The sequence below is a fragment of the Providencia sp. 6390 genome, from assembly GCF_058148425.1.
On record NZ_JBYVYL010000007.1, the window covers coordinates 1 to 26,978 of the forward strand.

At 39.4% G+C, this 26,978-nt stretch carries 25 protein-coding genes; 17 read left to right on the forward strand and 8 right to left on the reverse strand.

Annotated elements, in window-relative coordinates; all coding sequences use genetic code 11:
- From ftsY to rpoH, 4 genes are all read left to right on the forward strand, one after another.
- A partial coding sequence (ftsY, locus tag AC3Z9T_RS14685) for a signal recognition particle-docking protein FtsY (RefSeq protein ID WP_490126857.1) occupies positions 1-1,492 on the forward strand: 1,492 nt, incomplete at its 5' end.
- 6 nt (positions 1,493-1,498) lie between these two features.
- Positions 1,499-2,164 carry a cell division ATP-binding protein FtsE gene (gene ftsE / locus AC3Z9T_RS14690; RefSeq protein ID WP_369509357.1) on the forward strand — a complete coding sequence of 222 codons (666 nt, stop codon included), beginning with the start codon at positions 1,499-1,501 and terminating at the stop codon, positions 2,162-2,164.
- Positions 2,157-3,134, forward strand: coding sequence for a permease-like cell division protein FtsX (gene ftsX, locus AC3Z9T_RS14695; RefSeq protein ID WP_490126858.1), 978 nt, complete (start codon positions 2,157-2,159; stop codon positions 3,132-3,134). Before ftsE ends, ftsX begins: the two co-directional genes overlap by 8 nt.
- Positions 3,135-3,339: 205 nt before the next feature.
- Positions 3,340-4,218 carry an RNA polymerase sigma factor RpoH gene (rpoH, locus tag AC3Z9T_RS14700; protein ID WP_070928993.1) on the forward strand — a complete coding sequence of 293 codons (879 nt, stop codon included), beginning with the start codon at positions 3,340-3,342 and terminating at the stop codon, positions 4,216-4,218.
- A gap of 80 nt (positions 4,219-4,298) precedes the next feature.
- Here the strand turns inward: rpoH and AC3Z9T_RS14705 are convergent, their stop codons facing one another.
- Together AC3Z9T_RS14705 and panM are read right to left on the reverse strand one after the other, a co-directional pair.
- Positions 4,299-4,685: a VOC family protein gene (locus AC3Z9T_RS14705; protein ID WP_490126859.1), complete on the reverse strand. Its 387-nt coding sequence runs from the start codon at positions 4,683-4,685 to the stop codon at positions 4,299-4,301.
- A 4-nt stretch (positions 4,686-4,689) separates the two neighbouring features.
- Positions 4,690-5,094 (reverse strand): aspartate 1-decarboxylase autocleavage activator PanM, encoded by a 405-nt coding sequence (panM, locus tag AC3Z9T_RS14710; RefSeq protein WP_490126860.1) that lies wholly within the window; start codon positions 5,092-5,094, stop codon positions 4,690-4,692.
- Positions 5,095-5,468: 374 nt separating this feature from the next.
- Between panM and AC3Z9T_RS14715 the strand changes: the two genes are divergently transcribed.
- The 5 genes from AC3Z9T_RS14715 (at position 5,469) to livF (ending at position 10,340) form a co-directional block, all read left to right on the forward strand.
- Entirely contained in the window at positions 5,469-6,578 is a 1,110-nt protein-coding gene (locus AC3Z9T_RS14715) for a branched-chain amino acid ABC transporter substrate-binding protein (RefSeq protein WP_490126861.1), read from the forward strand.
- Positions 6,579-6,668: 90 nt separating this feature from the next.
- Entirely contained in the window at positions 6,669-7,595 is a 927-nt protein-coding gene (livH, locus tag AC3Z9T_RS14720) for a high-affinity branched-chain amino acid ABC transporter permease LivH (protein WP_490126862.1), read from the forward strand.
- Complete coding sequence (locus tag AC3Z9T_RS14725; RefSeq protein ID WP_490126863.1) at positions 7,592-8,875, forward strand: high-affinity branched-chain amino acid ABC transporter permease LivM; 1,284 nt, start codon at positions 7,592-7,594, stop codon at positions 8,873-8,875. The genes livH and AC3Z9T_RS14725 overlap by 4 nt, the downstream gene beginning before the upstream one ends.
- On the forward strand, positions 8,872-9,639 hold the full coding sequence (gene livG / locus AC3Z9T_RS14730; RefSeq protein ID WP_490126864.1) for a high-affinity branched-chain amino acid ABC transporter ATP-binding protein LivG: 768 nt from the start codon (positions 8,872-8,874) through the stop codon (positions 9,637-9,639). The genes AC3Z9T_RS14725 and livG overlap by 4 nt, the downstream gene beginning before the upstream one ends.
- Complete coding sequence (gene livF / locus AC3Z9T_RS14735; RefSeq protein ID WP_490126865.1) at positions 9,639-10,340, forward strand: high-affinity branched-chain amino acid ABC transporter ATP-binding protein LivF; 702 nt, start codon at positions 9,639-9,641, stop codon at positions 10,338-10,340. Before livG ends, livF begins: the two co-directional genes overlap by 1 nt.
- Positions 10,341-10,417: 77 nt before the next feature.
- On the opposite strand, the gene AC3Z9T_RS14740 is transcribed toward livF, so the two are convergent.
- Together AC3Z9T_RS14740 and hutC are read right to left on the reverse strand one after the other, a co-directional pair.
- Positions 10,418-11,260, reverse strand: a complete 843-nt coding sequence (locus tag AC3Z9T_RS14740; protein WP_490126866.1) for a hypothetical protein — start codon at positions 11,258-11,260, stop codon at positions 10,418-10,420.
- A 237-nt stretch (positions 11,261-11,497) separates the two neighbouring features.
- Positions 11,498-12,214: a histidine utilization transcriptional repressor HutC gene (hutC, locus tag AC3Z9T_RS14745; protein WP_490126867.1), complete on the reverse strand. Its 717-nt coding sequence runs from the start codon at positions 12,212-12,214 to the stop codon at positions 11,498-11,500.
- A gap of 241 nt (positions 12,215-12,455) precedes the next feature.
- Here hutC and AC3Z9T_RS14750 point away from each other — a divergent pair, with 241 nt between their 5' ends.
- Together AC3Z9T_RS14750 and AC3Z9T_RS14755 are read left to right on the forward strand one after the other, a co-directional pair.
- Positions 12,456-13,715 (forward strand): hypothetical protein, encoded by a 1,260-nt coding sequence (locus AC3Z9T_RS14750; protein ID WP_490126868.1) that lies wholly within the window; start codon positions 12,456-12,458, stop codon positions 13,713-13,715.
- Entirely contained in the window at positions 13,712-14,842 is a 1,131-nt protein-coding gene (locus tag AC3Z9T_RS14755; protein ID WP_490126869.1) for a hypothetical protein, read from the forward strand. The genes AC3Z9T_RS14750 and AC3Z9T_RS14755 overlap by 4 nt, the downstream gene beginning before the upstream one ends.
- A 198-nt stretch (positions 14,843-15,040) precedes the next feature.
- Here the strand turns inward: AC3Z9T_RS14755 and AC3Z9T_RS14760 are convergent, their stop codons facing one another.
- Positions 15,041-16,330 carry an MFS transporter gene (locus tag AC3Z9T_RS14760; protein ID WP_490126870.1) on the reverse strand — a complete coding sequence of 430 codons (1,290 nt, stop codon included), beginning with the start codon at positions 16,328-16,330 and terminating at the stop codon, positions 15,041-15,043.
- 494 nt (positions 16,331-16,824) lie between these two features.
- On the opposite strand from AC3Z9T_RS14760, the gene AC3Z9T_RS14765 reads away from it, so the two are divergent.
- From AC3Z9T_RS14765 to AC3Z9T_RS14790, 6 genes are all read left to right on the forward strand, one after another.
- Positions 16,825-17,499, forward strand: coding sequence for a CsgG/HfaB family protein (locus AC3Z9T_RS14765; protein WP_490126871.1), 675 nt, complete (start codon positions 16,825-16,827; stop codon positions 17,497-17,499).
- A gap of 11 nt (positions 17,500-17,510) precedes the next feature.
- Positions 17,511-17,861, forward strand: coding sequence for a DUF4810 domain-containing protein (locus tag AC3Z9T_RS14770; protein WP_490127084.1), 351 nt, complete (start codon positions 17,511-17,513; stop codon positions 17,859-17,861).
- Complete coding sequence (locus AC3Z9T_RS14775) at positions 17,858-18,514, forward strand: DUF799 domain-containing protein (RefSeq protein ID WP_490126872.1); 657 nt, start codon at positions 17,858-17,860, stop codon at positions 18,512-18,514. The genes AC3Z9T_RS14770 and AC3Z9T_RS14775 overlap by 4 nt, the downstream gene beginning before the upstream one ends.
- A 523-nt stretch (positions 18,515-19,037) precedes the next feature.
- Positions 19,038-20,441 (forward strand): tryptophanase, encoded by a 1,404-nt coding sequence (locus tag AC3Z9T_RS14780; RefSeq protein ID WP_490126873.1) that lies wholly within the window; start codon positions 19,038-19,040, stop codon positions 20,439-20,441.
- 65 nt (positions 20,442-20,506) lie between these two features.
- A complete protein-coding gene (locus AC3Z9T_RS14785; protein ID WP_490126874.1) occupies positions 20,507-21,754 on the forward strand; it encodes an aromatic amino acid transporter in 1,248 nt (415 codons plus the stop codon).
- A gap of 205 nt (positions 21,755-21,959) precedes the next feature.
- Positions 21,960-23,513, forward strand: a complete 1,554-nt coding sequence (locus AC3Z9T_RS14790) for a methyl-accepting chemotaxis protein (protein WP_490126875.1) — start codon at positions 21,960-21,962, stop codon at positions 23,511-23,513.
- Positions 23,514-23,585: 72 nt separating this feature from the next.
- Here the strand turns inward: AC3Z9T_RS14790 and AC3Z9T_RS14795 are convergent, their stop codons facing one another.
- Genes AC3Z9T_RS14795 through AC3Z9T_RS14805 form a run of 3 tightly spaced genes read right to left on the reverse strand, consistent with a single transcriptional unit; the run spans position 23,586 to position 26,963 of the window.
- On the reverse strand, positions 23,586-24,794 hold the full coding sequence (locus AC3Z9T_RS14795; RefSeq protein WP_490126876.1) for an ATP-grasp domain-containing protein: 1,209 nt from the start codon (positions 24,792-24,794) through the stop codon (positions 23,586-23,588).
- On the reverse strand, positions 24,766-25,932 hold the full coding sequence (locus AC3Z9T_RS14800) for an MFS transporter (protein WP_490126877.1): 1,167 nt from the start codon (positions 25,930-25,932) through the stop codon (positions 24,766-24,768). Before AC3Z9T_RS14800 ends, AC3Z9T_RS14795 begins: the two co-directional genes overlap by 29 nt.
- The gene (locus tag AC3Z9T_RS14805; protein WP_490126878.1) at positions 25,929-26,963 is read right to left on the reverse strand and encodes a threonine aldolase family protein; all 1,035 of its coding nucleotides are present in this window, start codon (positions 26,961-26,963) and stop codon (positions 25,929-25,931) included. The genes AC3Z9T_RS14800 and AC3Z9T_RS14805 overlap by 4 nt, the downstream gene beginning before the upstream one ends.
- Positions 26,964-26,978 lie beyond the last annotated feature (15 nt).

The following is a 26,978-nucleotide window of genomic DNA, read 5'->3' on the forward strand; positions in this document are numbered from 1 at the left end:
GGCGGCACGTTTAGCGGAAGAAGAAGCGGAGCGCCAACTCCAAGCGGAAGCTGCCGCCGCGAAAGCCGCAGCAGAGCAAGCAGAGCGTGAGCGCCAAGAAGCAGAGGCGGCACGTTTAGCGGAAGAAGAAGCGGAGCGCCAACGCCAAGCGGAAGCTGCCGCCGCGAAAGCCGCAGCAGAGCAAGCAGAGCGTGAGCGCCAAGAAGCAGAAGCGGCACGTTTAGCGGAAGAAGAAGCGGAGCGTCAACGCCAAGTGGAAGCTGCCGCCGCCAAAGCCGCAGCAGAAGAAGCAGAGCGTGAGCGCCAAGAAGCAGAGGCGGCACGTTTAGCGGAAGAAGAAGCGGAGCGTCAACGCCAAGCGAAAGCTGCCGCCGCGAAAGCCGCAGCAGAACAAGCAGAGCGTGAGCGCCAAGAAGCAGAGGCGGCACGTTTAGCGGCAGAGGAAGCGGAACGTCAACGCCAAGCAGAAGCACAGGCAGAACTCGAAGCTCAAGAAATTGCAGCATTACGTGATGAAGTATTGAGTGAGCAATCCGAACAGCCTAAGCAAATTGAACAAGAGAAGCCTAAAAAAGAAGGTTTCTTTAGTCGCTTGAAAAAGGGCCTATTAAAAACCCGCCAAAATTTAGGTTCAGGTTTCCTTGGTTTATTCACTGGCAAAAAAATTGATGACGATCTGTTTGATGAATTAGAAGAACAGTTGTTAATTGCAGATGTTGGCGTGGAGACTACACGCAAGATCATTGATAACTTAACCGCTCACGCAAGCCGTAAAGATTTGAAAAATGCCGAAGCGTTGTATGGTCGTCTGCGTGAAGAAATGTCTGATATTTTAGCGGGTGCAGATAAACCGCTGGTTATTGAAGACAAGAAACCCTATGTTATTCTTATGGTTGGGGTTAACGGCGTGGGTAAAACTACCACAATTGGTAAATTAGCTCGCCAGTACCAATCAGAAGGTAAAAGCGTCATGTTAGCTGCGGGGGATACTTTCCGTGCTGCGGCTGTTGAGCAATTACAAGTATGGGGGGAGCGTAACCAAATCCCTGTTGTCGCTCAGCACACTGGTGCCGATCCTGCTTCAGTTATTTTTGATGCTATCCAATCAGCTCAAGCAAAAGGCGTGGATGTTCTTATTGCTGATACAGCAGGCCGCTTGCAAAATAAAGCGCACTTGATGGAAGAATTGAAAAAAATCGTCCGTGTTATGAAGAAGCTGGACGAAGAAGCGCCGCATGAAATTATGCTAACGTTAGATGCAAGTACTGGACAAAATGCTGTCAGTCAGGCGAAACTTTTTAATGATGCTGTAGGTCTGACAGGTATCACATTGACTAAGCTCGATGGTACAGCAAAAGGTGGGGTTATCTTTTCGATTGCTGATCAATTCGGTATTCCAATTCGCTATATCGGGATTGGTGAAGGAATTGAAGATTTGCGCCCATTTAAAGCAGACGACTTTATCGAGGCTCTATTTGCCCGAGAGGAATAATTTTCGATGATCCGCTTTGAACATGTCAGTAAAGCTTATCGTGGTGGCCGGCAGGCTCTTCAGGGGGTAGATTTTCATCTACAACCGGGGGAGATGGCTTTTTTAACCGGTCACTCAGGTGCCGGTAAAAGTACGCTACTCAAACTCATTTGTGGTATTGAGCGCCCAAGTGCTGGGCATATACTGTTTAATGGTCATGATATCAGTCGATTGAAAAACCGGGAGATCCCTTTCTTGCGTCGGCAAATTGGGATGATTTTTCAAGATCATCACCTGTTATTTGATCGAACAGTCTATGATAACGTCGCGATGCCATTGATTATTTCAGGGGCGAGTTCAGAAGATATTCGTCGCCGAGTTTCTGCGGCATTGGACAAGGTGGGTTTGCTTGATAAAGCAAAAAACCTGCCTATCCAGTTATCTGGCGGTGAGCAGCAACGTGTTGGGATTGCTCGTGCAGTGGTCAATAAACCCACGATGTTACTTGCGGATGAGCCAACAGGTAACCTTGATGGTGAGTTGTCTGAGGGGATCATGCGCTTATTTGAGGAATTCAACCGTGTCGGGGTAACGGTACTTATGGCGACCCATGATATCGCATTAATTGAGCGACGTAGCTGCCGTGTACTGACTCTGAGTGAAGGAAGAATGGTCGGGGGTCAACATGGCTAAAAATGCACGCAAAGGTAGACCAGAACGGCCAATGCAATCAAAAACCAAAGCACTGAAAGGTGGCTGGCGCGAACAATGGCGTTACGCATGGTTAAATACGATTGCGGACATGTTAAGGCAGCCTCTGGCAACCTTCTTGACGGTTATGGTGATCGCCATTTCTCTTGCGCTACCAAGCCTCTGTTATATTGTTTGGAAAAATGTGGCTCAAGCTGCAAACCAATGGTATCCAACGCCTCAGCTCACCGTTTATTTAGATAAATCACTGGATGAGCAAGGTGGGCAAAATGTGGTTAATCAGCTGCAAGCTCTTGACGGGGTTGAAAGTGTAAACTACTTATCTCGTGATCAGGCAATGAGCGAATTTCGTAGTTGGTCTGGTTTTAGCACTGCATTGGATATGTTAGAAGAAAATCCATTACCTGCGGTGGCGATTATTACACCAAAAATTGATTTTCAAAGCTCCGAAGTGCTAACTACCTTACGTGATAGAGTCAGCCAAGTCGGTGGTATCGAAGAAGTTCGCATGGATGACAGCTGGTTCTCTCGTCTTGCCGCGTTGACACAATTAGTTGGGCAAGTTGCGACCGTGATTGGTATTTTAATGATTGTGTCGCTATTCCTTGTCATTGGTAATAGTGTGCGTTTAAATATTTTTGCTCGCCGAGATACCATTAACGTCATGAAATTAATCGGGGCGACAGATGGATTTATTATGCGGCCCTTCCTGCATGGTGGCTTGCTCATGGGGGCACTCGGTGCGGTGATTTCACTGATTATGTCAGCGCTATTGGTTTGGAAATTGTCTGATGTGGTGACTCAAGTCGCTAGTGTGTTCGGAACGCAATTCCACATCGAAGGGCTGCTATGGGAAGAATCATTATTGGTTATCCTTATGTCAGCAATGATTGGTTGGATTGCTGCGTGGTTAGCAACAGTTCAGCATTTACGTCATTTTACCCCTGAATAATCATATTGTTATCGGCATGGCAGTAAGCTGTGCCGATAAAAATCGAGTTATTGAGGAACTTTTGAGTTTCAAAATTGTCTGACATTGACTTGCTTCGATAATGGCAAGTGTCATTTATTTGACTCAGTAAAACTGCTAAACTACGTTTCACTAGTCTCATCACTTTGCATTAATCTCTTTCTTTATAACTTCAATGAGGATCTGAATGACCAAAGATATGCAATCATTAGCACTTGTTCCGCAAGGAAGTATTGAAGCCTATATGCGGGCGGCTAATGCTTATCCTATGCTCACCGCTGAGGAAGAAAAGGAACTTGCTGAACGGCTGCATTACCATGGTGATCTGGATGCGGCAAAACAATTGATCCTATCGCACCTGCGTTTTGTGATCCATGTTGCTCGTAGCTATGCAGGCTATGGTTTACCGCAGGCAGATCTTATTCAAGAAGGGAACATTGGCCTGATGAAGGCGGTGCGTCGCTTTAATCCAGAAGTGGGCGTTCGCTTAGTTTCTTTTGCTGTTCATTGGATCAAAGCTGAAATTCACGAATACGTTTTACGTAACTGGCGTATTGTTAAAGTCGCGACCACTAAGTCGCAACGCAAACTGTTTTTTAACTTAAGAAAAAACAAAAAACGTCTTGGTTGGTTTAATCAAGATGAAGTGGATATGGTGGCGAAAGAGCTGGGCGTTAGTACAAAAGATGTCCGTGAGATGGAGTCACGTATGTCGGCGCAAGATATGGCATTTGATATGTCGGACGATGATGATAGCGGTGACTTTGGTCAGCCGGTTGCGCCTGTATTGTACTTGCAAGACAAATCATCAGACTTTGCTGGCTCTATCGAAGAAGATAACTGGGAAAGCCATGCTACGGATCGGTTAGCCGATGCTTTAGATTCACTCGATGAGCGTAGCCAAGACATCATTCGAGCTCGTTGGTTGGATGATGATAATAAAACGACGCTACAAGAACTGGCTGATAAGTACGGCGTTTCTGCTGAACGTGTTCGTCAGCTAGAAAAAAACGCAATGAAGAAATTGCGTGCTGCTATGGAAGATGACGAAGAAGACGAATATTAGTCTTCTTTTTATTCTATCTGGTCTGACTCTGCATTTATTGCTGCCTATCGACATGGCGCAGTAAATGCAGAAATGCTTTATTAATCACTGTATAACTCTAAAGGTAATCCATCAGGATCAGCAAAAAAGGTAAATCGTTTTTGCGTATAAGGATCTACCCTAGGTGCCTCACAAACCACATCATGATTTTTCAAATAATCAATCCACTTATCAAGATCATCGACACCAAATGCCAGATGGCGTAAGCCACAGGCTTCGGGGTAACTAGGGCGTGTTGGTGGATTTGGAAAGCTAAATAACTCAATTTGATATTGATTGTCTAATGCTAAGTCCGCTTTCCATGAATCAGTCTCTGCTCGATAATGTTCTTCTAGCAAATGCATGCCGAGGATCTGACAGTAAAAATGTTTACTTACTTCGTAATTAGAAGCAATGATCGCAACATGATGGATCCGTTTTAATTTCATTTCATTACACTCGCTTTTCCCACTGTTCGCTATTCGGCACTTTTATAAACCCGCAAGCTAGTAAAAACTGTGTCATCACACTTTTATTAACATCAACGATGCCTTCTAAGCTAAATAGCCAATGAGTAACTTGAGGCTGTTGTCGGCAAATTTCATCCAATAAATAAAGCCCTACGCCACGACGGCGGGTGATTTCACGCACTAAAAAGTGACAGATTGTCCCTTGCTGGTGATCAACCTGCACTTTTGCCGCAGCGAGTAAGCGATCATTAAAGCGAGCCGCATAAATTTTTTGCCCAGATAGAAGGAAAGCATTGAGTTGATTTTGACTCTGGTCTGGCCAGATTTTGTACAGGTCAAGGTATTGTTGATTAGTAGGATCAACCAAAGCAATTATTGTCAGTTTCATGATATTTGTAGCTGTTTCCCCGCTTATTTTTCAGTCACACCTATCGACAGAGTGATCTATGACCGATTTTTGGATTTTAGAGTTAAAAAGTTGGCTTGAACAGATCTTCCGAGTTTAGCTCGGATTTATTTAAATTTAACTAGAATATAACACTAGCATTTAGCGAAAACCTACCGATTAACGTTAGATTTTTATTCTGCTCATAACGTAATTATCTATCATATCCATTTGCTATTTAGCATATTTATCTTGTTTAATGTTATGAAATATATGGTCTTATTGTCTATGTGTTGAAATATGGCTCATAGGGTAATACCAACTATAATAACAAATCAAACATAAACATGCAGAACCACAGCGATGGGGACAGACGAATGAAACAAATGAATAAAGCATTATTAGCAGGATGTATTGCGATGGCATTTAGCCAAGCGGTATGGGCTAAAGAAATCAAAATTGCAGTTGTTGGTGCTATGTCAGGTCCTGTTGCTCAGTATGGCGATATGGAATTTACCGGAGCACGCCAAGCGGTTGCTGATATTAACGCAAAAGGTGGGATCAATGGTGACACTTTAGTTGCGGTGGAATATGACGACGCATGTGATCCAAAACAAGCGGTCGCAGTCGCCAACAAAGTGATCAATGACGGTATTCGCTATGTTATAGGCCACCTGTGCTCTTCTTCAACACAACCTGCATCTGATATCTACGAAGATGAAGGCGTTATCATGATCACTCCAGCTGCCACTAACGCTGATCTTACCACCCGTGGCTATCAAATGATCATGCGTACCACCGGTTTGGACTCTGACCAAGGACCAACAGCAGCGAAATACATCATCGATCAAGTAAAACCAAAACGTATTGCAGTGGTTCATGACAAACAACAATATGGTGAAGGTTTAGCACGCTCAGTGCGTGAAAACTTGAACAAGGCAGGTGTTAAAGAAGTTATGTTTGAAGGTGTGACTGCGGGAGATAAAGATTTCTCGGCACTGGTCGCAAAACTGAAAAAAGAGAATGTGGATTTCGTCTATTTTGGGGGCTATTACCCAGAAATGGGGCAAATTTTACGCCAAGCAAAACAATCAGGCTTAAATATTCGCTTTATGGGGCCTGAAGGTGTTGGTAACTCCTCACTGTCAAATATCGCTGGTGAAGCCTCTGAAGGCATGTTAGTGACTCTGCCTAAACGCTATGATCAAGTACCAACTAACCAACCGATTGTTGATGCGATCAAAGCCAAAAAAGAAGATCCAACAGGGCCGTTTGTTTGGACAACTTATGCGGCGATCCAAGGCCTGACAACGGCAATGGAGCGTACGGGAAGTCGTGAGCCAGAAGACTTAGCAAAAGATTTGAAAGCTAACCCTGTTGATACGGTTATGGGAACATTGACTTGGCAGCCTAATGGGGACCTGAAAGGTTTTGAGTTTGGTGTATTTGAGTGGCATGCAGATGGCACATCCACTGCAGTGAAGTAACCTAACTATTCAAGCGCAAACCGGAAGCGAGCTATGCAGCTTCCGGTTTCTGCACTTTGTTTAGGGATAGTAGTTTGAAAGGATAGCCTTATGTCAGATCAAATTCTTTATTTTATCCAACAATTCCTCAATGGTTTAACGCTAGGCAGCACCTATGCGCTGATAGCCATCGGTTATACCATGGTGTATGGCATCATCGGTATGATCAACTTTGCTCATGGCGAAGTGTATATGATCGGCAGCTATGTTTCGTTTATTGTGATCGCTGGCCTGATGATGTTAGGTATTGATGTTGGATGGATCCTGATTGCTGCGGCATTTGTAGCGGCAATTGTTGTTTCAAGTTCTTACGGCTGGAGCATAGAGCGTGTTGCCTATCGACCAGTTCGCCATTCAAAAAGATTGATAGCCCTGATCTCCGCGATAGGGATGTCAATTTTTCTGCAAAACTATGTCAGTTTATCTCAAGGTTCACGTGATCTAGCGTTACCGAGCCTGATCACCGGACAATGGGTATTAGGTGAAAGTGATGGTTTTGAAGCCACCATTACTAAAATGCAGCTCACGATTTGGGTTGTGACCCTGCTTGCCATGTTAGCGCTGACTGTATTCATTCGCTATTCACGTATGGGTAGAGCATGCCGTGCTTGCGCTGAAGACTTAAAAATGGCGAGTTTACTTGGCATTAACACTGACCGTGTTATTTCGTTAACCTTCGTTATTGGTGCCACGATGGCAGCTGTTGCAGGGGTATTACTGGGGCAATTTTACGGTGTTATCAATCCATACATTGGATTTATGGCAGGTATGAAAGCCTTTACCGCGGCAGTACTCGGCGGAATTGGTAGCATTCCTGGCGCCATGTTAGGTGGTTTAATCCTCGGTGTTGCGGAAGCGATGACATCTGCCTATCTAAGCACTGAATATAAAGATGTTGTGTCATTTGGGTTATTGATTGGTGTGCTGCTGATCATGCCAACCGGCATTCTGGGTCGCCCGGAGGTCGAAAAAGTATGAGAAAAGAAAATTGGATTAATGCCATTGTTGCTTCGGTGATGTTCTTCATCTTAGCCGTCTTTATGATGGGGTTACAGCTGACACTTGATGGCACTAAGTTGGTTGTCTCGACGGGGGACTCGATTCGCTGGAACTGGATATTTGCTGGTATTGCAGTGATTTTTGTTTTCCAACTCATTAGACCATCACTCGTTAAAGTATGGCAAGGAGTACCAAAGAAATCATGGGCAGTACCTGATTTTGATGGTTCTACGGCAAGGCAAAAGATCTTGGCTGTGGTCATCATCATTGCTGCCATTATTTGGCCATTTATTGCTTCTCGCGGTAGCGTTGATATTGCCACCTTAACATTGATTTATGTGATGTTAGGTTTGGGTCTCAACGTAGTCGTAGGCCTGTCTGGTTTACTGGTTTTAGGTTATGCAGGTTTCTACGCTATTGGCGCCTATACATTTGGATTACTCAATCATTACTATGGCTTTGGCTTCTGGGAAAGCTTACCTATAGCAGGCCTAACGGCAGCACTGGCTGGCTTTTTGCTGGGGTTCCCAGTATTGCGACTGAGGGGAGATTATTTGGCGATTGTCACCCTTGGTTTTGGTGAAATTGTACGTATTTTATTGCTCAATAATACTGAAATTACGGGAGGGCCGAATGGGATCAGCCAACTGCCTAAACCGACCTTTTTTGGCTTAGAATTTAGCCGTACGGCAAAAGACGGTTGGGATACTTTTCATAATTTCTTTGGCCTTGATTACAACGCAGGTGATCGGATTATTTTCTTGTATTTCGTTGCCTTATTGTTGGTGGTGTTAACCTTATTTGTGATCAATCGTTTATTACGCATGCCATTGGGACGTGCATGGGAAGCACTACGAGAAGATGAGATAGCTTGCCGTTCTTTAGGGTTATCGCCAACAAAAATTAAACTGACGGCATTCACCATCAGTGCTGCTTTTGCAGGTTTTGCAGGTACGTTATTTGCTGCACGTCAAGGGTTTATCAGCCCTGAATCATTCACGTTTGTTGAGTCTGCATTTGTCTTAGCAATTGTTGTTCTCGGCGGAATGGGATCACAAACCTCTGTCATATTAGCCGCGATCATATTAGTTGTTTCAAGAGAGATGATGCGTGATCTGAATGCCTACAGCATGTTGTTGCTAGGGGCTTTAATGGTACTAATGATGATTTGGCGTCCTCAAGGGTTATTACCAATGAAACGTCGCCAAATGAGATTGAAAAATACCGAGCAATTGGCTAATCAGGGGGAAAAACCATGACCCCTCTATTACAAGTTAATGGCCTTTCGATGCGTTTTGGTGGTTTATTGGCGGTAAATAACGTTGAGTTGGCGCTAAATCAAGGGGAAATTGTTTCTTTGATTGGTCCTAATGGTGCAGGTAAAACCACCATTTTTAACTGCTTAACGGGTTTTTATAAACCAACAAGTGGCTCAATTGTTTATCGTGAAAAGCATCTAGAAGGTTTATCAGGACAAGCTATTGCTCGTCTTGGCGTGATCCGAACTTTTCAGCACGTCCGTCTATTTAAAGAAATGACGGTGATTGAGAACCTGTTAGTCGCACAGCATCAACACTTAAAAAGCGGTATTTTATCTGGCTTATTAAAGACGCCTGCATTTCGTCGAGCGGAATCAGAAGCTATTGATAATGCAGTTAAATGGCTTGAGCGGGTCAATTTACTACAGTTTGCCAATCGCCAAGCGGGTAACTTAGCTTATGGCCAGCAGCGCCGCCTAGAGATTGCTCGTTGTATGGTGACTCGCCCAGAGATTTTAATGCTAGATGAGCCAGCGGCAGGTTTGAACCCGAAAGAAACCAATGACCTCGATGAATTGATTGCTGAATTACGTTCTCACCATCAAGTTTCTATTTTATTGATTGAGCATGATATGAAGTTGGTGATGGGCATTTCAGATCGTATTTATGTGGTCAATCAGGGAACACCATTGGCGAATGGAACACCTGATCAAATTCGTCAACATCCAGATGTTATCAAAGCTTATTTGGGGGAGGCTTATTAATGTTAGAGTTTAAGCAAGTTTCTGCCCATTATGGAAAAATTCAAGCCTTACATCAAGTCAGTCTGAATATTCAAAAAGGGGAAATTGTTACCCTAATTGGTGCTAATGGGGCAGGGAAGACCACTTTACTAAGTACATTATGTGGCGATCCACGTGCTTCTGAAGGGCAAATTCTCTATCGCGATGTGGATATCACTCAGTTGCCTACTGCAAAAATTATGCGTGAAGATATTGCGATCGTACCAGAAGGGCGGCGTGTTTTTTCACGTATGACCGTTGAAGAAAATTTGGCGATGGGCGGTTTTTTTGCTAATCGTCAGCAATATCAGCAGCGTATAGAACGTGTGTATAAGCTATTCCCTCGTTTATATGAACGTCGCAGTCAACGTTCAGGTACCATGTCAGGGGGCGAGCAGCAGATGTTGGCAATTGGTCGTGCACTGATGAGCCAACCTGAATTGCTGTTACTGGATGAGCCATCATTGGGGCTAGCGCCGATTATTATCATGCAAATATTCGATACTATTTTGCAATTACGTGAAGAAGGAATGACGATTTTCCTTGTAGAACAAAATGCAAACCAAGCATTGAAGCTCGCAGATCGCGGTTATGTCTTGGAAAATGGGCATATTGTTCTAGAAGATAGTGGCAAAGCATTATTAGCCAATGAGGCCGTGCGTAGTGCTTATTTAGGCGGTTAACTAATTGAATAAATAAAACGTCGATATTAATAAATTTTATCGACGTTTTTTTATATAAGTAGCTTGTTATTTTTAATTTATTGTGAAGCTATATCTTTGCTAACTTTTACAGTGATATCGTCATATGAGTTTTCATTTTGGATAAGGTTATTATTGCTATCACGTTGTATATATGTGCTTCTCTCAACAAGTATTTTTGTATCGGATAAGTATCCTTCACTCAGCATATTTCTTAATTTATATAAACAGCTTGATTTGATGATATATTCATTTTTTTCAGTTTTTTCAATGTTGATTTTTAAATCATCTTTATTCTTTGACTGTACCACTAAGTAGTCATCATTCTTATACAATGCCATGGCAATATTGGTTGAGTCAGCAAGGTGCCCTTGATGAGCGATGCTTGTTAGATCTTTAAGGTCATTGACGGTGAATAAATAGGTTAAATCTTCTAATTTACCTAATGATAATTTTGGTGATTGAGGTAATGATGCGCTATATCTAATTCGGTCAAAGTCTTTAATAAACTGTTCAGTTAAATGGTAATCTTTTTTATTTTCTTGATTTTCTTGTTTTTTCATCGGTGTCTCATAGAACAGCTCATTACCTGTTGGTATGAATGTTTCTATATCATCAACTTTCCATATATAACTAACACACGCTTTACCTTCATTGTTCTTTTCTATTACTTCGGTTGCGTTTTCTTGAATACTAAAATTATTAAGTAAAAAGTTCTTGGCGAATAATTGACAATCTCTATTTTTTTGTTCTTTGGATAAACAAAAAATAGAGCGAAATTTACTTAGAAAAGACTCCTGACTATTAGTAACATTATTAACAGTGGATGTTGATTTCGATTTACAATAATTTGTTTTATTATGAGTTATAACTATATTTTTGTTTTCATTTATTGTTGTCATAAAATTTCCGATTAATGTTTAACTTATTATGATTTTATTCTACCTTTATTTTTAAATTAACTATTGCAAAAAAGAATGAAAAAAGCGGTTTATATCCATTTCCTAACACTAATTGTCTTTAGCGCCAGTGCAATGTATGAGCATCATTAATGTGAACTTCTTCTCATTTCAGCTATTTGCTTGTTTCTACTGAATTAATTAAATATACATATTCTTTTTTATTTATCCCATTTTTAATTAAGGATTCTCAATTCGTGAATGGAGTTTTAACTTGTAACGTGAACCCGCGGTGATCATATTGACATAGCTGATCAACGCAGTGGCTGTCCATGTACGGCGGCTGAGTTGCAGACAAGGAGAACCTTCTTTGATCGACAGAGAATGGGCGATAGTTTTGGTGGCTAATGCCGCTTCAATAGTATGTTCCATTTCGCTCACTGGAAAGTGTCGTTGTAAATAGCCACTGGGGGTTTCTGTATCCCCAAAATGTTGTTTAACAAAATCAGGTGCAATAGTGTGATTAACATAACGCTCTTCTAGCATCAATGGGATATCATTTTCAAAATGCAGCACTTTACAGTAACCCACATTGCTGCCTTCTCTGACTCCCAACTGTAAGGCGATCTCGGCTGAAGCGGCAATGACTTTTAATTGCAGTTGATGACCGCTGTATTTATTACCACTTAGTGATATTTCATCAAATATATCAAACGCTTTAGTTACGGGTAATTCATGTTTTTGCGTAGCGACAAAAGTCCCTTTACCTGCGATACGGCTGAGAATACCTTTTTGGCTCAATTCAGATATGGCTTTATTCACCGTCATGCGGCTCACACTAAACTGTGCGCAGAGTTCGAGTTCTGTAGGTATCTGTGTTTCAGGCTTAAAAATACCTAAATCAATACTCCGCAGAATATAAGATTGAATTTGTTTGTAAGCGGGTTGTGAAGTCATTGTTATTATTCAATTGGTAATAGTCTCAGGATTAACCTATTTATGGCACTCATCGCCGTTGCTCAAGTTTAACAGTAAATGCGTTCTTTTCTAGTAACCTCTGTCGTTAGCAACAAAAATTTCGCTAAAACTCGGATAGAGAATAATCTGTAATTATCTGAATCATAGTGAATTCCTATTGGGTGGTTAACTTGTTTTGACTATGATGATGAGATATTAATGATCAAGATGGGCATAGAAAATGCGTGTTCAATATTTTAATGTCACATTAACCCAATGTGACTACAAAAATGTCATACCAAAAGGAATGGTAAGGCTAATAGCATCTGACCTAGTTTTCTTTTTTAATCTTGAAGATTTTAAAAATAGCAATGTCTTTTTAGAGAGCTTAAATAGCGGCGATCAATTAGTGATCTGCGCGGAAATGCTCAACGATGGCAGCTATTGGCTAAAATGGGCGTATCATAAAACCAAAGGGCGCATTGAGCCAGATAGAAACGTGTCATTCCACCGGGGACTTATCAAAGAGTTCTTTTGGGCTTTCGGGCTCTCTGCTTTTGCGGTACTAGCCTATTTTTGCTTTGTTTATTCAGATGATAGTGTGTTGCTGATTGTACTTGGTGCATTTGCTAGCTGTGCGGCCTTTATTGGCTTTGGGATGGGAATGCTGTTTCTCAAAACAATTTGGAATATTATTAGTCCACGTAGAAAAACAATACTTAAAGCATTAGATCGAGTCATTGCAGGGCAATATCAAATTAATGATGAAAATGCTAAATTAATTAGCCTATCAGGGATCCGCAATTCTAAAATAAAGCCAATAAAATCCCAACCAATTCGAGAGCCTAAAATAGCCGAAGGTGAATTCCAATCCATGCAAGGGAAAGCGGATTTATTTGAGACTCAGCAATATACCGTGATTGGCTATAAAGGGGCAAAAACCGTTCTTAATGCAAATTTATTACAAATAGACGATGAGCCTTTTAGTATCGTAACCCCAGAAAATGAACCTTTGTTTAATAATCACAGTTTATTTATCGCCCAAGGTGATCAAATTGAAATTTTCTATAAGAAACTACACGAAACGGATATAACAGAAACGGTATTTGGTGTTTTTAACCAACGAGATCAATTGGCTTACACCATCAATAGTGGCAGTAGCCCACAAGAGCGTAGTTTCTATAAAGGGGTATGGATATTTACAGCGGCAATGATTGCACTTTTTTCTATTGTGATATTAACGATGAATATCACGGAGGTCATTGAGCGAGGCAATTATTGGGATTATTGGGATTGGCTTGATATTTTAGATTATGGTGTTGGTTTTATGGGGTTTGCGGCTTCAATTACGTTAGGCGTTGGTTTTTTAGCTGGCTTATGTGTGACCACCTATTTTTCAGTTTCTAAGCGTGGGCGTATGAATTTTATTACGCAACGTTATTTAAGCTATTTGCGCCAAAAGCAAGGGAAATCAGATTATGTGACGGAGGTGCGCACATGAATCCATTCCTCAGTAAACGTTTTATTATTTTGAGCGTCGCATTTTTTGCTTGCTTAGCTGCAACCATTGCATTCCATTTTCGCGGTAATGCAGCCGGTTGGACATGGGAAAATAATAACCAAAAAATTGGCTCAGAACTCGCTAATTTTGATTGGGTCAAAACTTACCCAACAGATCAGGGAATGTTGATCGTTGTTCAGAGAAGCCAGAGCTCAGGCTATTACTCTTACTCACGTTATAATATTCCTTCCTATGACTACAGCTATCAGGTGCTTTTGGCTAATAAAGCAGGGATCCATTACATCGAAAAAGGAAATCACAGCTTTTACAACGCGGCGTGTAATAAAGCGGAATGTACACTGATCTTTAATGATGGCAGTAGAGTATTAAATTTAGCCGATTATTCCATAACGGAAATGGAGCCTTGGCAAGAGACATATGGTGAACAATACTCGGCTTTAATTATTGGGAAAATACTGAATACACCTAATGAGAAAACTTACTTAGTCGTGAGTAATAGCGACCTATTTAAAACAACGGATAAAGGTCGTACATGGCAACTTTTTGGCAATGTACGTGAATTAGTTAAATTGTATTATCCAGAAGAAATTGTTGATAACTCTAACTTCTTATTTGCCACCCAAAAAAATAAGTTAATTGTTTGGTTTAGCTATGGCAATGACATGGGCTCTCTTGAGATCACGATTGATAGTGATACGGGTAAGATTTTAGGTAATAAATGGTTACCATTGCGGATCAATGAAGTCGAACAATCACTTAATGGCGATATTTATGCCATTGCTCAAGAGCCATCACGTAAGCTATTTTCACTGTTACAGTTTCAGGATAATGGTGAGTTTACTGTGATTACAGAAAATGGTTATGGGAGCTTGCAAGGCTTACAAGTCAGCAATCAAACGGTATTGTTGAATGAAAAGTGGCGGGGTCGATACGGTTATTTGCTGGTCGATGTGGAAAACGACCAGCTAACACATCGTGCTGAGCTGGATGAGTATGATAAAATCTTTAATAGTGTTGATAATACCTTTATTAAATTAGGTAACAGCTATTTAGAGGATGTTGAAATCAATCAAGGTGATTTGATCCGTCATAAAACAGCTCAGTAGCAAAAAACGGGCCTGATGGCCCGTTTCAGACTGCTGACAAACGTATTTTGTTTGTCTGCGGTCGTTAAGGTTTTTGAAATAAACGAGGAAAATCAATTTATTGATTTTCGGCTGATAACACGGAGCGGGAAAAACCACGCTTTTGTCCCGCTTCGTCAACAACCTCACACGGGCCTGATGGCCCGTTGTTGTCGTGACTTATTGCACACGTTTGGGAAGCAACATCACGGCTAAAGAAGCAATAACAGCAACAATCGCAAAAGCAATAAAGTTCCAGCTACTGGCAATACCAAGGCTAGCAATATAGGCGCCAAACATCGGACCTGACATTGCGCCTATTCGTGAAAAACTCAATGCCCAACCAGTCGCGGAAGCGCGTACATTTGCTGGGTAGTAATTGGCAATATAGCCAGTCAGTATTAACGCCGCGGAAATACTACCAACCCCTGCAAATGCGACTAATAAGTAATTAACATAGATATTTTGTTTAAATATAAGGGCACCTACACCGATTGCACCTAATAAAAAGAAGAATGAAACCGAGCCCCTGACACCGTATCTATCTGCTATTTTTCCTAAAAACAACCCGCCAATTGCGGATGCTAAGCTAAATACAATCAAGAAAGTGAGGCTAGAACCTAAGTTATATCCTTCTTTGCGCATGATGGAAGGTAACCATGTATTTAAGCCATAAACTAATAGCATTCCACAAAATAAGGCAATCCAAAAACAGGTTGTTGCGCGTAAATAACGCCATGCAAAAACCACTGCAATAATGTCTTTGATACTTTGTTTTTGCTGTTGTTGCTGTGCTGGTATGTGGTAACTGATATCTAATTTATCAGCCAGTGCTTGGGCTTGTGCATGCATTCCTTTATGGGAAAGATATTCAAGAGACTCAGGTAAGATGCGAGCCATCGGCCAAATCAACAATAGTGGTAAAGCGCCGAATGCAATAACACTGCGCCAACCAAAGTGTTCTAATAGCCAAATAGCGACTAAAGCCGCACTTAAAATACCTAATGAATAACCTGAATACATGATCCCATAATTAAAAGAGCGCTTTTCTGCGGGGGAATATTCAATCGTTAATGCAGCAGCAACGGGGATCACCCCGCCCAACCCAACACCACCAATAAAACGCATAATACCAAAGATCAATGGGGTTGGCGCAAGCGCAGCACCTAACATGGTGAGTGAAAATAGGGTTACACAAATAAGCAGCATGCGGCGGCGGCCATAAAGTTCACTCAATGTGCCGATGATAAAGGCACCAAAAAACATCCCGACAAGTGCATAGCTACTTAGCGCACCTAATTCTAATGGCGTGAGTGACCATTGTTTATATTCAGCGAGCGTGGGTAATACGGCTCCCATTACGCCAACATCATAGCCTTCAAATAAAATACTCATCCAGCAAACCAATAAAACCTTCATGGTGGTTCTTTTGGTGCCGAACGTTGTGACCGCTGGTGATTGTGTTGTCATAGTCAGTTATCTCATCGTAAGCGATTAATACCGTTTCAAATGTTTGGATGCATCTGTGTTATTAGTTTGGAAATGGCACTCACTACATTTAACTTTTTCATAACAAATGCACAATTGGTGATATTATGGAATGAGTGAATTCATGCGGTGAATGGATAAGTTATGCATTTTAGGTTTAATAACCCTATTTTTATTATGTGAAAAGGAAGGTAAGCAGTGTTGCCATAAATCAAATCACAATAAATATTATTAATATTCATTATAAAAATAGATAAATATAATATTGATGTATTTAAATGATATATTAAATTTATATATTTAAAATGCATGAAATAAGGCAGGGTTATTTATAGATTAAATAAATATGATATTATTGATTCTGGAATCTTTTATTAATTAAAAAATAGAGTTTTTAGTGGTGAATATTCGCCATTTGATGCAGAATATAAATGTAACAAATTAATACTAATAAAAATCAAATAGAGAATTTCTAAATGAATAAATCAAAACTCGTGATTACTTCTGTTTTTATTGCTGCTGCATTATTAACGGGTTGTGCGAAAGAGTCTTCTCGCTCACTACAGGTCGAGAAAGTCGCAACCTATAACACTCATTATTCAGGACCTAAGAGCCCGATATCAATTGGTAAATTCGATAACCGTTCTAGCTATATGAATGGTATTTTTTCTGATGGTGTTGATCGTTTAGGTAATCAATCAAAAACGATATTGATGACGCATTTGCAGCAAACAGGGCGATTTAATGTTCTTGATCGTGCCAATATGCAGGAATTAAAACAAGAAGCTGGAATTAAAGGGCAAACACAGCAGCTTAAAGGTGCAACTTATGTCATTACAGGTGATGTCACGGAATTTGGCCGTAAAGAGGTTGGTGATCGCCAACTATTTGGCATTTTAGGTCGTGGTAAATCACAAGTTGCCTATGCAAAAGTTAATTTAAATGTGGTGAATGTGCAGACCTCTGAAGTAGTATTTTCTGCGCAAGGGGCTGGTGAATATGAGTTATCAAATCGTGAAATTATTGGTTTTGGTGGCACAGCGAGTTATGACTCAACATTAAATGGAAAAGTACTCGATTTAGCCATTAGAGAAGCCGTTAATAATCTCGTTACTGGTATTGAAGATGGAGCATGGCAACCAGCCAAATAAAAGGGAATATGATGAAAACTAAATTATTAGGGATATTTGTAGTTGTTATATTAAGTGGTTGTACGAGCGCACCAAAGCCACTTTATCATTGGGATGGTTATCAAAAGACAGTCTATCAATACTATCAGCAAACAGAAACGAGCCCACAAGAGCAAATTGAAGCATTAAAGAAAAATATTGAGCTTAATAAAGCGAAAGGGACTTCAGTACCGCCAGGGCTACATGCACATTTAGGGTTACTGTATGGTTCAACAGGTGCAATTGATCTTGCAATGGTGCAGTTTAATACTGAAAAAGCTTTATTCCCAGAATCTGCGAATTACATGGATTTTCTGATGAAAAATAAAGGGACTAAAAAATGAAACGGATTATGATCATCAGTAGTTTGGTTATGGTGTGGTTACTTTCTGGTTGTGCTCAACCAACAAAAACTGATTATACAGCGTTTAATCAAAGCAAACCAAAAAGCATTTTGGTTTTATTGCCACAAAATAGTACCCCTGAAGTGCAAGCGAGTCATGGTTTATTATCACAAACAACATTGCCATTAGCTGAAGCGGGGTACTATGTTTTCCCTGTTGCCGTAGTTGAAGAGACGTTCAAGCAGAATGGCATGACAAATGCGGGGGATATTCAAGCCGTCCCTGTTGCAAAGTTACATGAAATTTTTGGTAATGATGCCGTTTTATATTTGAATATTACGCAGTATGGAACCAGCTATCAGGTTATTGCTAGTGATACTCAGGTGAGTGCAAGCGCTAAACTGATCGATGGGCGTACGGGGCAATTGTTATGGAGTGGTTCAGCGACTGCATCCAGTACAGAGAATAATTCATCATCAGGCGGTATCATCGGCATGCTGGTTTCAGCAGTTATTGAACAAATCGCCAGTACTTTAACGGATAAGAGTTATCAAATTGCAGGTGTGACGAGTGCTAGATTGTTATCTGCAGGATCATCTAATGGTATTTTGTATGGTCCAAGATCGCCCAAATACGGTAAAGATGCGCAATAGCCATTAGTTTACGATAAAACAAAAAAGAGTCTTTATTGGCTCTTTTTTACTTTAATTTATTATTTAATTTTTAATTAAATTTAGCTTAATTCAATTTTTACATAAGTGATACTATATTGATATTCAATAAAAATTGGCATTTCAATTTAATTAAAATGCTGGAATTATTAATAGTTAGGTAATATTGTGATGCAAATCATGCTGTCGCCAGGAAATGAACTAATAGTGTGATGCATATACAATATAATGACAATCATGATTAAAATGTACGTTCGATTGTTATATATATAATGGTAACGGTTGTACTAAATCCTTAATTAAAGGAGTCATAGTATGTTTTTGTTAAATGAATTATTAATATCAAGGGATTTCTTCTACATGAAGAAATGGTTTAATATTGATATTGCTCTCGCCTTCTTTTTTCCTCATAAATAATCCTTTTTTTTTCTCATCTAAAATATTGTTAGCTTATTAATTATAAGTTCGGTTATCTATTATTTAATGAAAAATTAAAGGTATTATCATGGCTAAAAGGATCGTAGAACCATTTCGTATTAAAATGGTTGAAAATATTCGTATTCCATCAAGAGAAGAACGTGAGGCGGCGTTAAAAGAAGCAGGCTATAACCCATTCTTATTACCTAGTAGTGCCGTTTATATTGACTTGCTTACAGACTCAGGCACCAACGCGATGAGTGACCACCAATGGGCAGCGATGATCACGGGGGACGAAGCATATGCAGGCTCTCGTAACTATTATGATTTAAAAAACAAAGTTAAAGAGATGTTTGATTATGATTATACCATTCCTGCGCACCAAGGGCGCGGTGCTGAGAATATGCTATTCCCTGTGTTATTAAAAGTGAAGCAAGAGCAGGGGGGCGCGAAAAAGCCAGTATTTATTTCTAACTTCCACTTTGATACCACAGCAGCACATGTGGAATTGAATGGCTGTAAAGCAATCAACATTGTTACTGAAAAAGCCTATGACTCAGAGACTTATGATGATTGGAAAGGCAACTTTGATATTCAAAAATTGAAAGATAATATCGCTAAATATGGTGCTGAAAACGTGGTTGCTATTGTTTCGACAGTAACCTGTAATAGTGCTGGTGGTCAGCCTGTTGCAATGTCGAATTTAAAAGAAGTGTATGAAATTGCCAAACAGCATAATATTTTTGTGGTGATGGATTCAGCTCGTTTCTGTGAAAACGCGTATTTTATTAAAGAGCGTGATCCTAAATATAAAAATGCCACGATTAAAGAAATTATATTTGATATGTATAAATACGCTGATGCATTAACTATGTCAGCGAAGAAAGACCCACTATTGAATATTGGTGGTTTAGTAGCGATTAAGAGCGATGAAAATATCTTTACGTTAGCAAGGCAACGCTGTGTTCCTATGGAAGGTTTCGTGACTTATGGCGGCTTAGCTGGCCGTGATATGGCTGCGATGGTGCAAGGTCTTGAGGAAGGTGCAGGCGAAGAGTATCTGCATTATCGTATTGGGCAAGTTAAATATTTAGGTGACCGCTTACGCGAAGGCGGCATTCCAATTCAATATCCTACTGGCGGCCACGCTGTGTTTGTTGACTGTAAGAAATTGGTTCCGCAAATTCCTGGTGATCAATTCCCTGCGCAAGCCGTTATTAATGCGTTATATCTTGAATCAGGTGTACGTGCTGTTGAAATTGGTTCGTTTCTATTAGGTCGTGATCCTGAAACAGGTAAGCAAAAGCATGCTGATATGGAATTCATGCGTTTAACTATCGCTAGACGTGTCTATACCAATGACCATATGGATTATATTGCGGATGCTTTAATTGGTCTTAAAGATAAGTTTGCAACACTGAAAGGGCTTGATTTTGAATATGAGCCACCAGTATTAAGGCACTTTACTGCGAGATTAAAACCAATCAAATAATAGGTAATAAATAAAGGGCTCCTGTGCAATGCGGGAGCCTCATCCTTATTTCTAAGGTAAATACCATGAATAATTCAGCAGCGAAGAAAGAACCCTCCATATTGGTAGGGGGCTTTGTGCTCGGTGGCGCTATGATAGGGGCTGGCATGTTTAGCTTGCCAACAATTATGGCAGGGGTATGGTTTATTAATTCAGTTTTTATTCTATTGATTGTTTGTTTTTTTATGTTTCACTCAGGGATATATATTCTTGAATGTATATCAAAATATGGTTCGGGTACAAATTACTTTTTTATCTCTAAAGAGCTATTACCTAAATGGGCCTGTTATATCGCCAATGCAGCATTAATATTTGTATTATATATATTGATATATGCCTACATATCAGCAGCAGGCTCAGTGATTAAAGAGGCTGCTTCTATATATGGCTTTGATATTAATTTAAGGCTGATATTTATTGTTTTCACTTTAATATTAGGTGCAAGTATTTGGTGGAGCGGTATTGGTGCTAGTCGTTTAACATCAATATTTCTATTAATCAAAATAGTATTGTTCATCTTAGCATTTTCAGGTTTATTTTTAATTGTTAAAACTGAGCTATTATTAAATGCTCCTATTGAGGGAGGACAAACATCACTGCTTCCTTTTGTCTTTATTATTATCCCTTATGCCATCACATCGTTTGGCTATCATGGTAATGTATGTAGCCTTTATAAGCTATATCATGAAAATGAACGCAAAGTGGTAAAAAGCTGTGTTATTGGATGTTTATTGGCGTTAGTTCTGTATTTTTTATGGATATTGGGTACGATGGGCAATCTACCTAGAACAGAGTTCCTAACTATTATCAATAAAGGGGGAAATCTCGATGCCTTCATTGAATCGTTATATTCTGTACTAAGTAGCCCACATATTGCGACTTTCTTATTGTGGTTTTCGATTAGCGCAGTATTTTGTTCATTCTTAGGTGTGGCTATTGGCTTATTTGACTACATTCTGGCATCTTTAAATTTTCAAGATAATAGCTCAGGGAGAATGAAATCGGCATTGCTATGCTTTTTGCCACCATTGATACTCTGTATGTTATTTCCTAACGGATTCTTAATTGCTATTGCTTATGCAGGGATGGCGGCATGTATTTGGGCTATTATCTGCCCTGCGGTTATGGCTCTTAAAGTAAGAGGGCGCTTTCCTGACTCTAGGTTCAAAGTTTGGGGCGGGAAAGGGTTAATATATGCTGTAATTGCTTTTGGTGTTGTGGGTATTATTTGCCAATTACTTGCTCAATTTAATTTATTACCGATTTACCGTTAATTTTTCAATATTATATGACTAACTGTCCAAGGTACAGTAATGTTTGCTGTGCCTTTTTATGATTTAATTGTTTGATTATTAATATATTTTATAAATTTTGATATTTTTAAATATGCTAAGAAGTTTATGTAAAAAATTAAAATTTTCTTTTTTTGTGCCGATAAAGTTAAACATGATCATTTAATTTTATCAAAAGAGAAATTATATGCAGAAACTTCGAAATTATTCCATTCGCACTGTAATGCTCGTTTTATTAGGTTTTTTATGTCTGATACTTAGTGGGATGAGTGCGTACAGCGTTTGGTCGTTATCACGAATATCTGATGGAAATGAAGTTGATCGGCAACTCGTGAAACAAATGACAATATTAAGTCAGGGCAATGATCAGTATTTTCGTTTTGTAACGCGTTTGACTCGGGTGATGGAGACAAAAAACTCGGGAGAAGAGCCCGATTACGCTTTAGTAAAAGAAGCGATGGTGAATATGGGACATTATTTAGATGAAATGAAATCCATTTCTCCGGGTCCAATGGATAAACAGATATCTGAACAAGTGATTAACAGCTGGCAGGCGTTATTAGATCAAGGTGTTGCGCCTCAATTGACGCTCTCTGTAGAGAAGGATATCTCTGCATATAATCAACATTCTCATAACGTAACACCAGCTTTAAGTCGCTCTTTTGGGGCTGCAATAACGCAGTTTAACCAAACAGCAGAGCAAATGATTGACCATACAAGGAGCGTTGTTGATGGTTTAATGAAGGTAACGCAATTCGTTGTTATTGCAGCAGCGCTATTAGGTTTATTTATTTTAATTTTTACTGATCGTTATCTCGCTAACATGTTACAAAAACCATTAGATCGCATCAGACAATATTTTGTGCAAATTGCAAAAGGGGATCTAAGCCAAGAGATCACCCCTTTTGGCCGTAATTGTGTTGGTAAGTTATTTCCATTACTCGATGAGATGCAAAACAGTTTGCGGGAAGCGGTGACAATAATACGTACTGGTAGTGAAAATATTTATCGTGGTGCCGTTGAAATATCTAATGGTAATAATGATCTTTCTTCCCGTACAGAAGAGCAGGCCGCTGCATTGGAAGAGACGGCTGCAAGCATGGAGCAGATAACCGCAGCGGTAAAATTAAATATGGAAAATGCGCACCAAGCAAGTCAGTTAGCTGATGTCGCATCATCAACTGCGGAACAAGGTGACTCGATGGTTGAGTCTGTGGTTATGACAATGGGGGAGATCACCAATAGCTCAAAGAAAATTGCTGATATTATCAGTATTATCAATAATATTAGTTTCCAAACGAACATATTGGCGTTGAATGCTTCTATTGAAGCCGCTCGAGCTGGTGCTCATGGTCGTGGTTTTATGGTGGTCGCAGGGGAGGTTCGCACGCTAGCGAGTCATAGTGCAGATGCTGCCAAAGAAATAGAACGTTTGATTGCGGACTCGTCTTCTCGTGTTGAAAAAGGAACTCAGTTGGTGAATGAAATGGGTAGCACGATGGAAAATGTTCTACAGAGTATTAATGAAGTGACAGTGATTATGAAGGAGATTGCCGTAGCTTCTGAAGAACAGAGTAAAGGCATTTCGCAAGTCAGTATGGCTATCAACCAAATGGATAGTGTGACTCAGCAAAATGCATCATTAGTGGAACAAGTTGCAACAGCCGCAGGGTCGCTTGAACAGCAAACTGAAGAGTTGCAACTATCAGTGCAAAAATTTCATCTAGCGGCACATTCTTGACAGAACATCGTCGATATTGTTGCCTAAAACAGAGCTAAGGAATTATCGTCGCTTCAGCTTTTTATTGGCAATTTATTGGTAAGCTATTTTCACCTGCTTGATATAGTTTTCAGCATCAGTAATAGCTTGTTTTTGAGTGGCTGCTTGTGTAATGACATATCCCAAGCGGCCATAACTATCTGTCAGTGGCTCAACTTTGATTGGTGTGGGCACAAAATTAAACAACAAAGGTTGGTTGGATAAGAAGTTAGGCGTAATGCTGTTAATAACTCCAACCTTATCTGAGGTTAAAAAACGAATTGATGCATAACATTTTTTATTTTTTAACTGGGGAACGTATTCCATATCTTTTACAAACTGAGCTAAATAGCAGTGCACAAGATCGAACCCTGTTGCTATCTCACATAATTTATCAATCATTCCTCCTGCAACTCGTGGGTTAATTTCAATTAGCTTAACGGCGCCATTCTGTAATTTAAATTCAATGTGTACGACAGTATGAGTTAACCCAATATGATTAAGCCAACAGATCAGTGTCGCTTTAATTTCAGGGAGTGAATCTAACTCATAAGGAAAATCATGACCTATTTCAACAGAATATTGCCCCTTTGTGGTCTGTTTTTTAGTAATACCAAGTATTTCCCATTGATTTGTATCGGTATCCCAATACGCTTCAGCGCTATATTCATCACCTTGAATAAATTCCTCGATAAGATAGTCTGAGGACAGTTCATAGCCTCGTTGGTTAACCCTAAATTTGCTTATGTCTTGGACTGCATAGGCTAGCTCTATAGGTGTATGACAAATAGTGACTTTATTGCTACCACTGTCATCACAGGGCTTTACCACCAATGGAAATGAGAGATTTGAAATATCTATGTCACTTTTAATATTAACAACATTATAGTTAAAGCCTTGGTGGTATTCGCTCAAAATCTTACGCGTTTTTTGCTTGTAGCGACATGAAATTAAAGACTTAATCTCTGGTGAAGGAAGCGCCAGCGCATGAGAAGCCGCTGCTGCGGTAATTAACCGATAGTCATCAAATGCAACGATGCCATAAGTTGTATAATTCATAGCATGATAAATCACTGACGCAAGATTATCGGTATTAAACTCAACAATATCGTCAACAAAGCACAATGGGTTATCTGCAATATGTTCATAAAAAGAGCGTTCTTTAGTGAATAAAATGGTTCGATAACCAGCCTTTTTGGCTATCTTAATTGCCTTTACGCCAGTTCCGGATAGATTACACTCCAGAAATATAATCGTTTTCATGACTTTTCCTTTTAGCCAGTAAACCTTCAATACAGAATAAAGAAATAAGAATTAAGAATGAGAAAAATGGAATGAGGAAGTGTAAATGGTAGGTATCAGCAATAATCCCCATATAAGCCCCAAGAGATTCCGCTAAACCCCAAAAAAAGATGCAGATCGATAGCGATAATTTTTTATTTTTAAAAGGGCATTTTTCGATGGATAAGCTATTATTGTAAGGGCTCCAAACCAGCTCACTCAGTGTAAAAAGTACCACCAGAAAGTACATACTTAACGCCGATTGAAAATTAAATATTAATAATAGAATAGAGACTAACACTAGGCTCAATTTATAAATGAAAATTTGCTTTTTCGTACTTTGAGCTGACAGCAAAGAAGTTGACTTAACTTGTAAAAATATGATGATAGAGGCATTTAATGCAAATAAGGCTGAAACGGAGACGTAACGTAGGGTATCGTTATTATTAGCTTCAAAGTGGAACGCAAGATTTCTCAGAATTAAGCCAATCATAAAAAAAGAGATTGAGCTGTAACAAACAAATACAACCCATTCAAGAAAAGTTGACATAACTTTTTCTCTATTTTTCTGGTTTGCCTTGTTATGTTTTATATCTTTAAAAGTGCAGCAATAAAGTGATGATGCTAGCATGACCATAGCGGGAAGGATGATAATTCCTGAATAGAAGCCATGATAAAACCACTCACCTATCACACCACCGATAGCAGATGAAATATTGACTGCAACATTTAGTAGAGAAAAATTCTTTACTCTTTCGGAATGATCATTATTTTCTGCAACAAAAAGGCTGGTACACACATTGGCGATAGAAAAACCTGCACCAATGATTGCTGATATCAGTAGCAAAAATGAAAAATTATTAATGGAATAAATAGATAATATGGCTACTGAGGCCATTAAATAGCTTAATATTAAAGTAAGTTTATAACCGACTAAGTCGATAATATAATGTGTAAATAATGAACATGCTCGACTAACAAACAAGAAAATAAATAGAATAATAGCCACGTCATGTTCACCAATATCCTTGTAGTTAATTAGGTATATGGAGTAAAACGGCAGGAAACTATAAAATGATACTCCAGAAAGAAAACGGGATGTGACTATTTTATTTATCATATAAACTCTTTTTGCTTATGGATTTTATCAAAAATGGGTTTCAACTGAGTAATCATTTCCTTAGTAATATTAGAACTAGTAACAAAACGAACTGTATTGGATGTCCATGCTGTAGCCAATACACCGTATTTTTTTAACTTATTAACAAGGTTATCGGCATTGTGACTTTTGATCATTACAATATTGGTTTCAACTGGATACGCTAGTTGGGTGTATTGAGTGCATATTAATCCTAGATTTTTAGCATTGAGATGATCGCACTCGAGCCTATCCGAGTAATTTTTTAACTTATTTAATGCAATTGCTGCCATTAGCCCTGATTGATGTAATACACCCCCATACCATTTTCTTATTTTTTTTGCTTTATCAATATCGTGTTTTCTGCCTATTAGGACTGAACCAAAGGGGGCACCGATACCTTTAGATAGGCAAATGTTTAACATATCAATATGTTCAGTATATTTTTCAGGTGAAATACCAGTGGAAATACAGGCATTTAAAACACGGGCACCGTCTAAAAATAGATGCATATTTTTTTTATTACATAACATTTTTAACTGATATATTTCATCAAGTGGGAATACTATGCCCCCATAAGTACTAATACTGCTTTCAATTGATATAATTTTTGGGCTGGCATATAAATGTGACCAGCGAGCTTTATGATTAATGGCATTTAATACGTCTGATGCCGTTAATATCCCGCACTTAGAACGCACATTATTGATTACTAATCCACTTAATGCCGATGTTTGTGATGATTCGAAAAAACAAACATGATAACCAACCTCCGTAATGAGTTCTTCACCTGGATTTGCAAGCACCTTCAAGCCAACCTGATTACTCATCGTTCCTGATGGCATAAATAGTGCACTCTCTTTACCAAAAAGATCTGCGATCTTAAATTCAAGCATTTTGACATAGCGATCTTCGTTATAACAATCATCACCGATGTAATCATAATTAATATTTGATAGGTCTTCAGGTTGTAATTTTGTTAATGTATCGCTTCTGAGATCGATTAATTCCATAGGTAGTTTCATTCC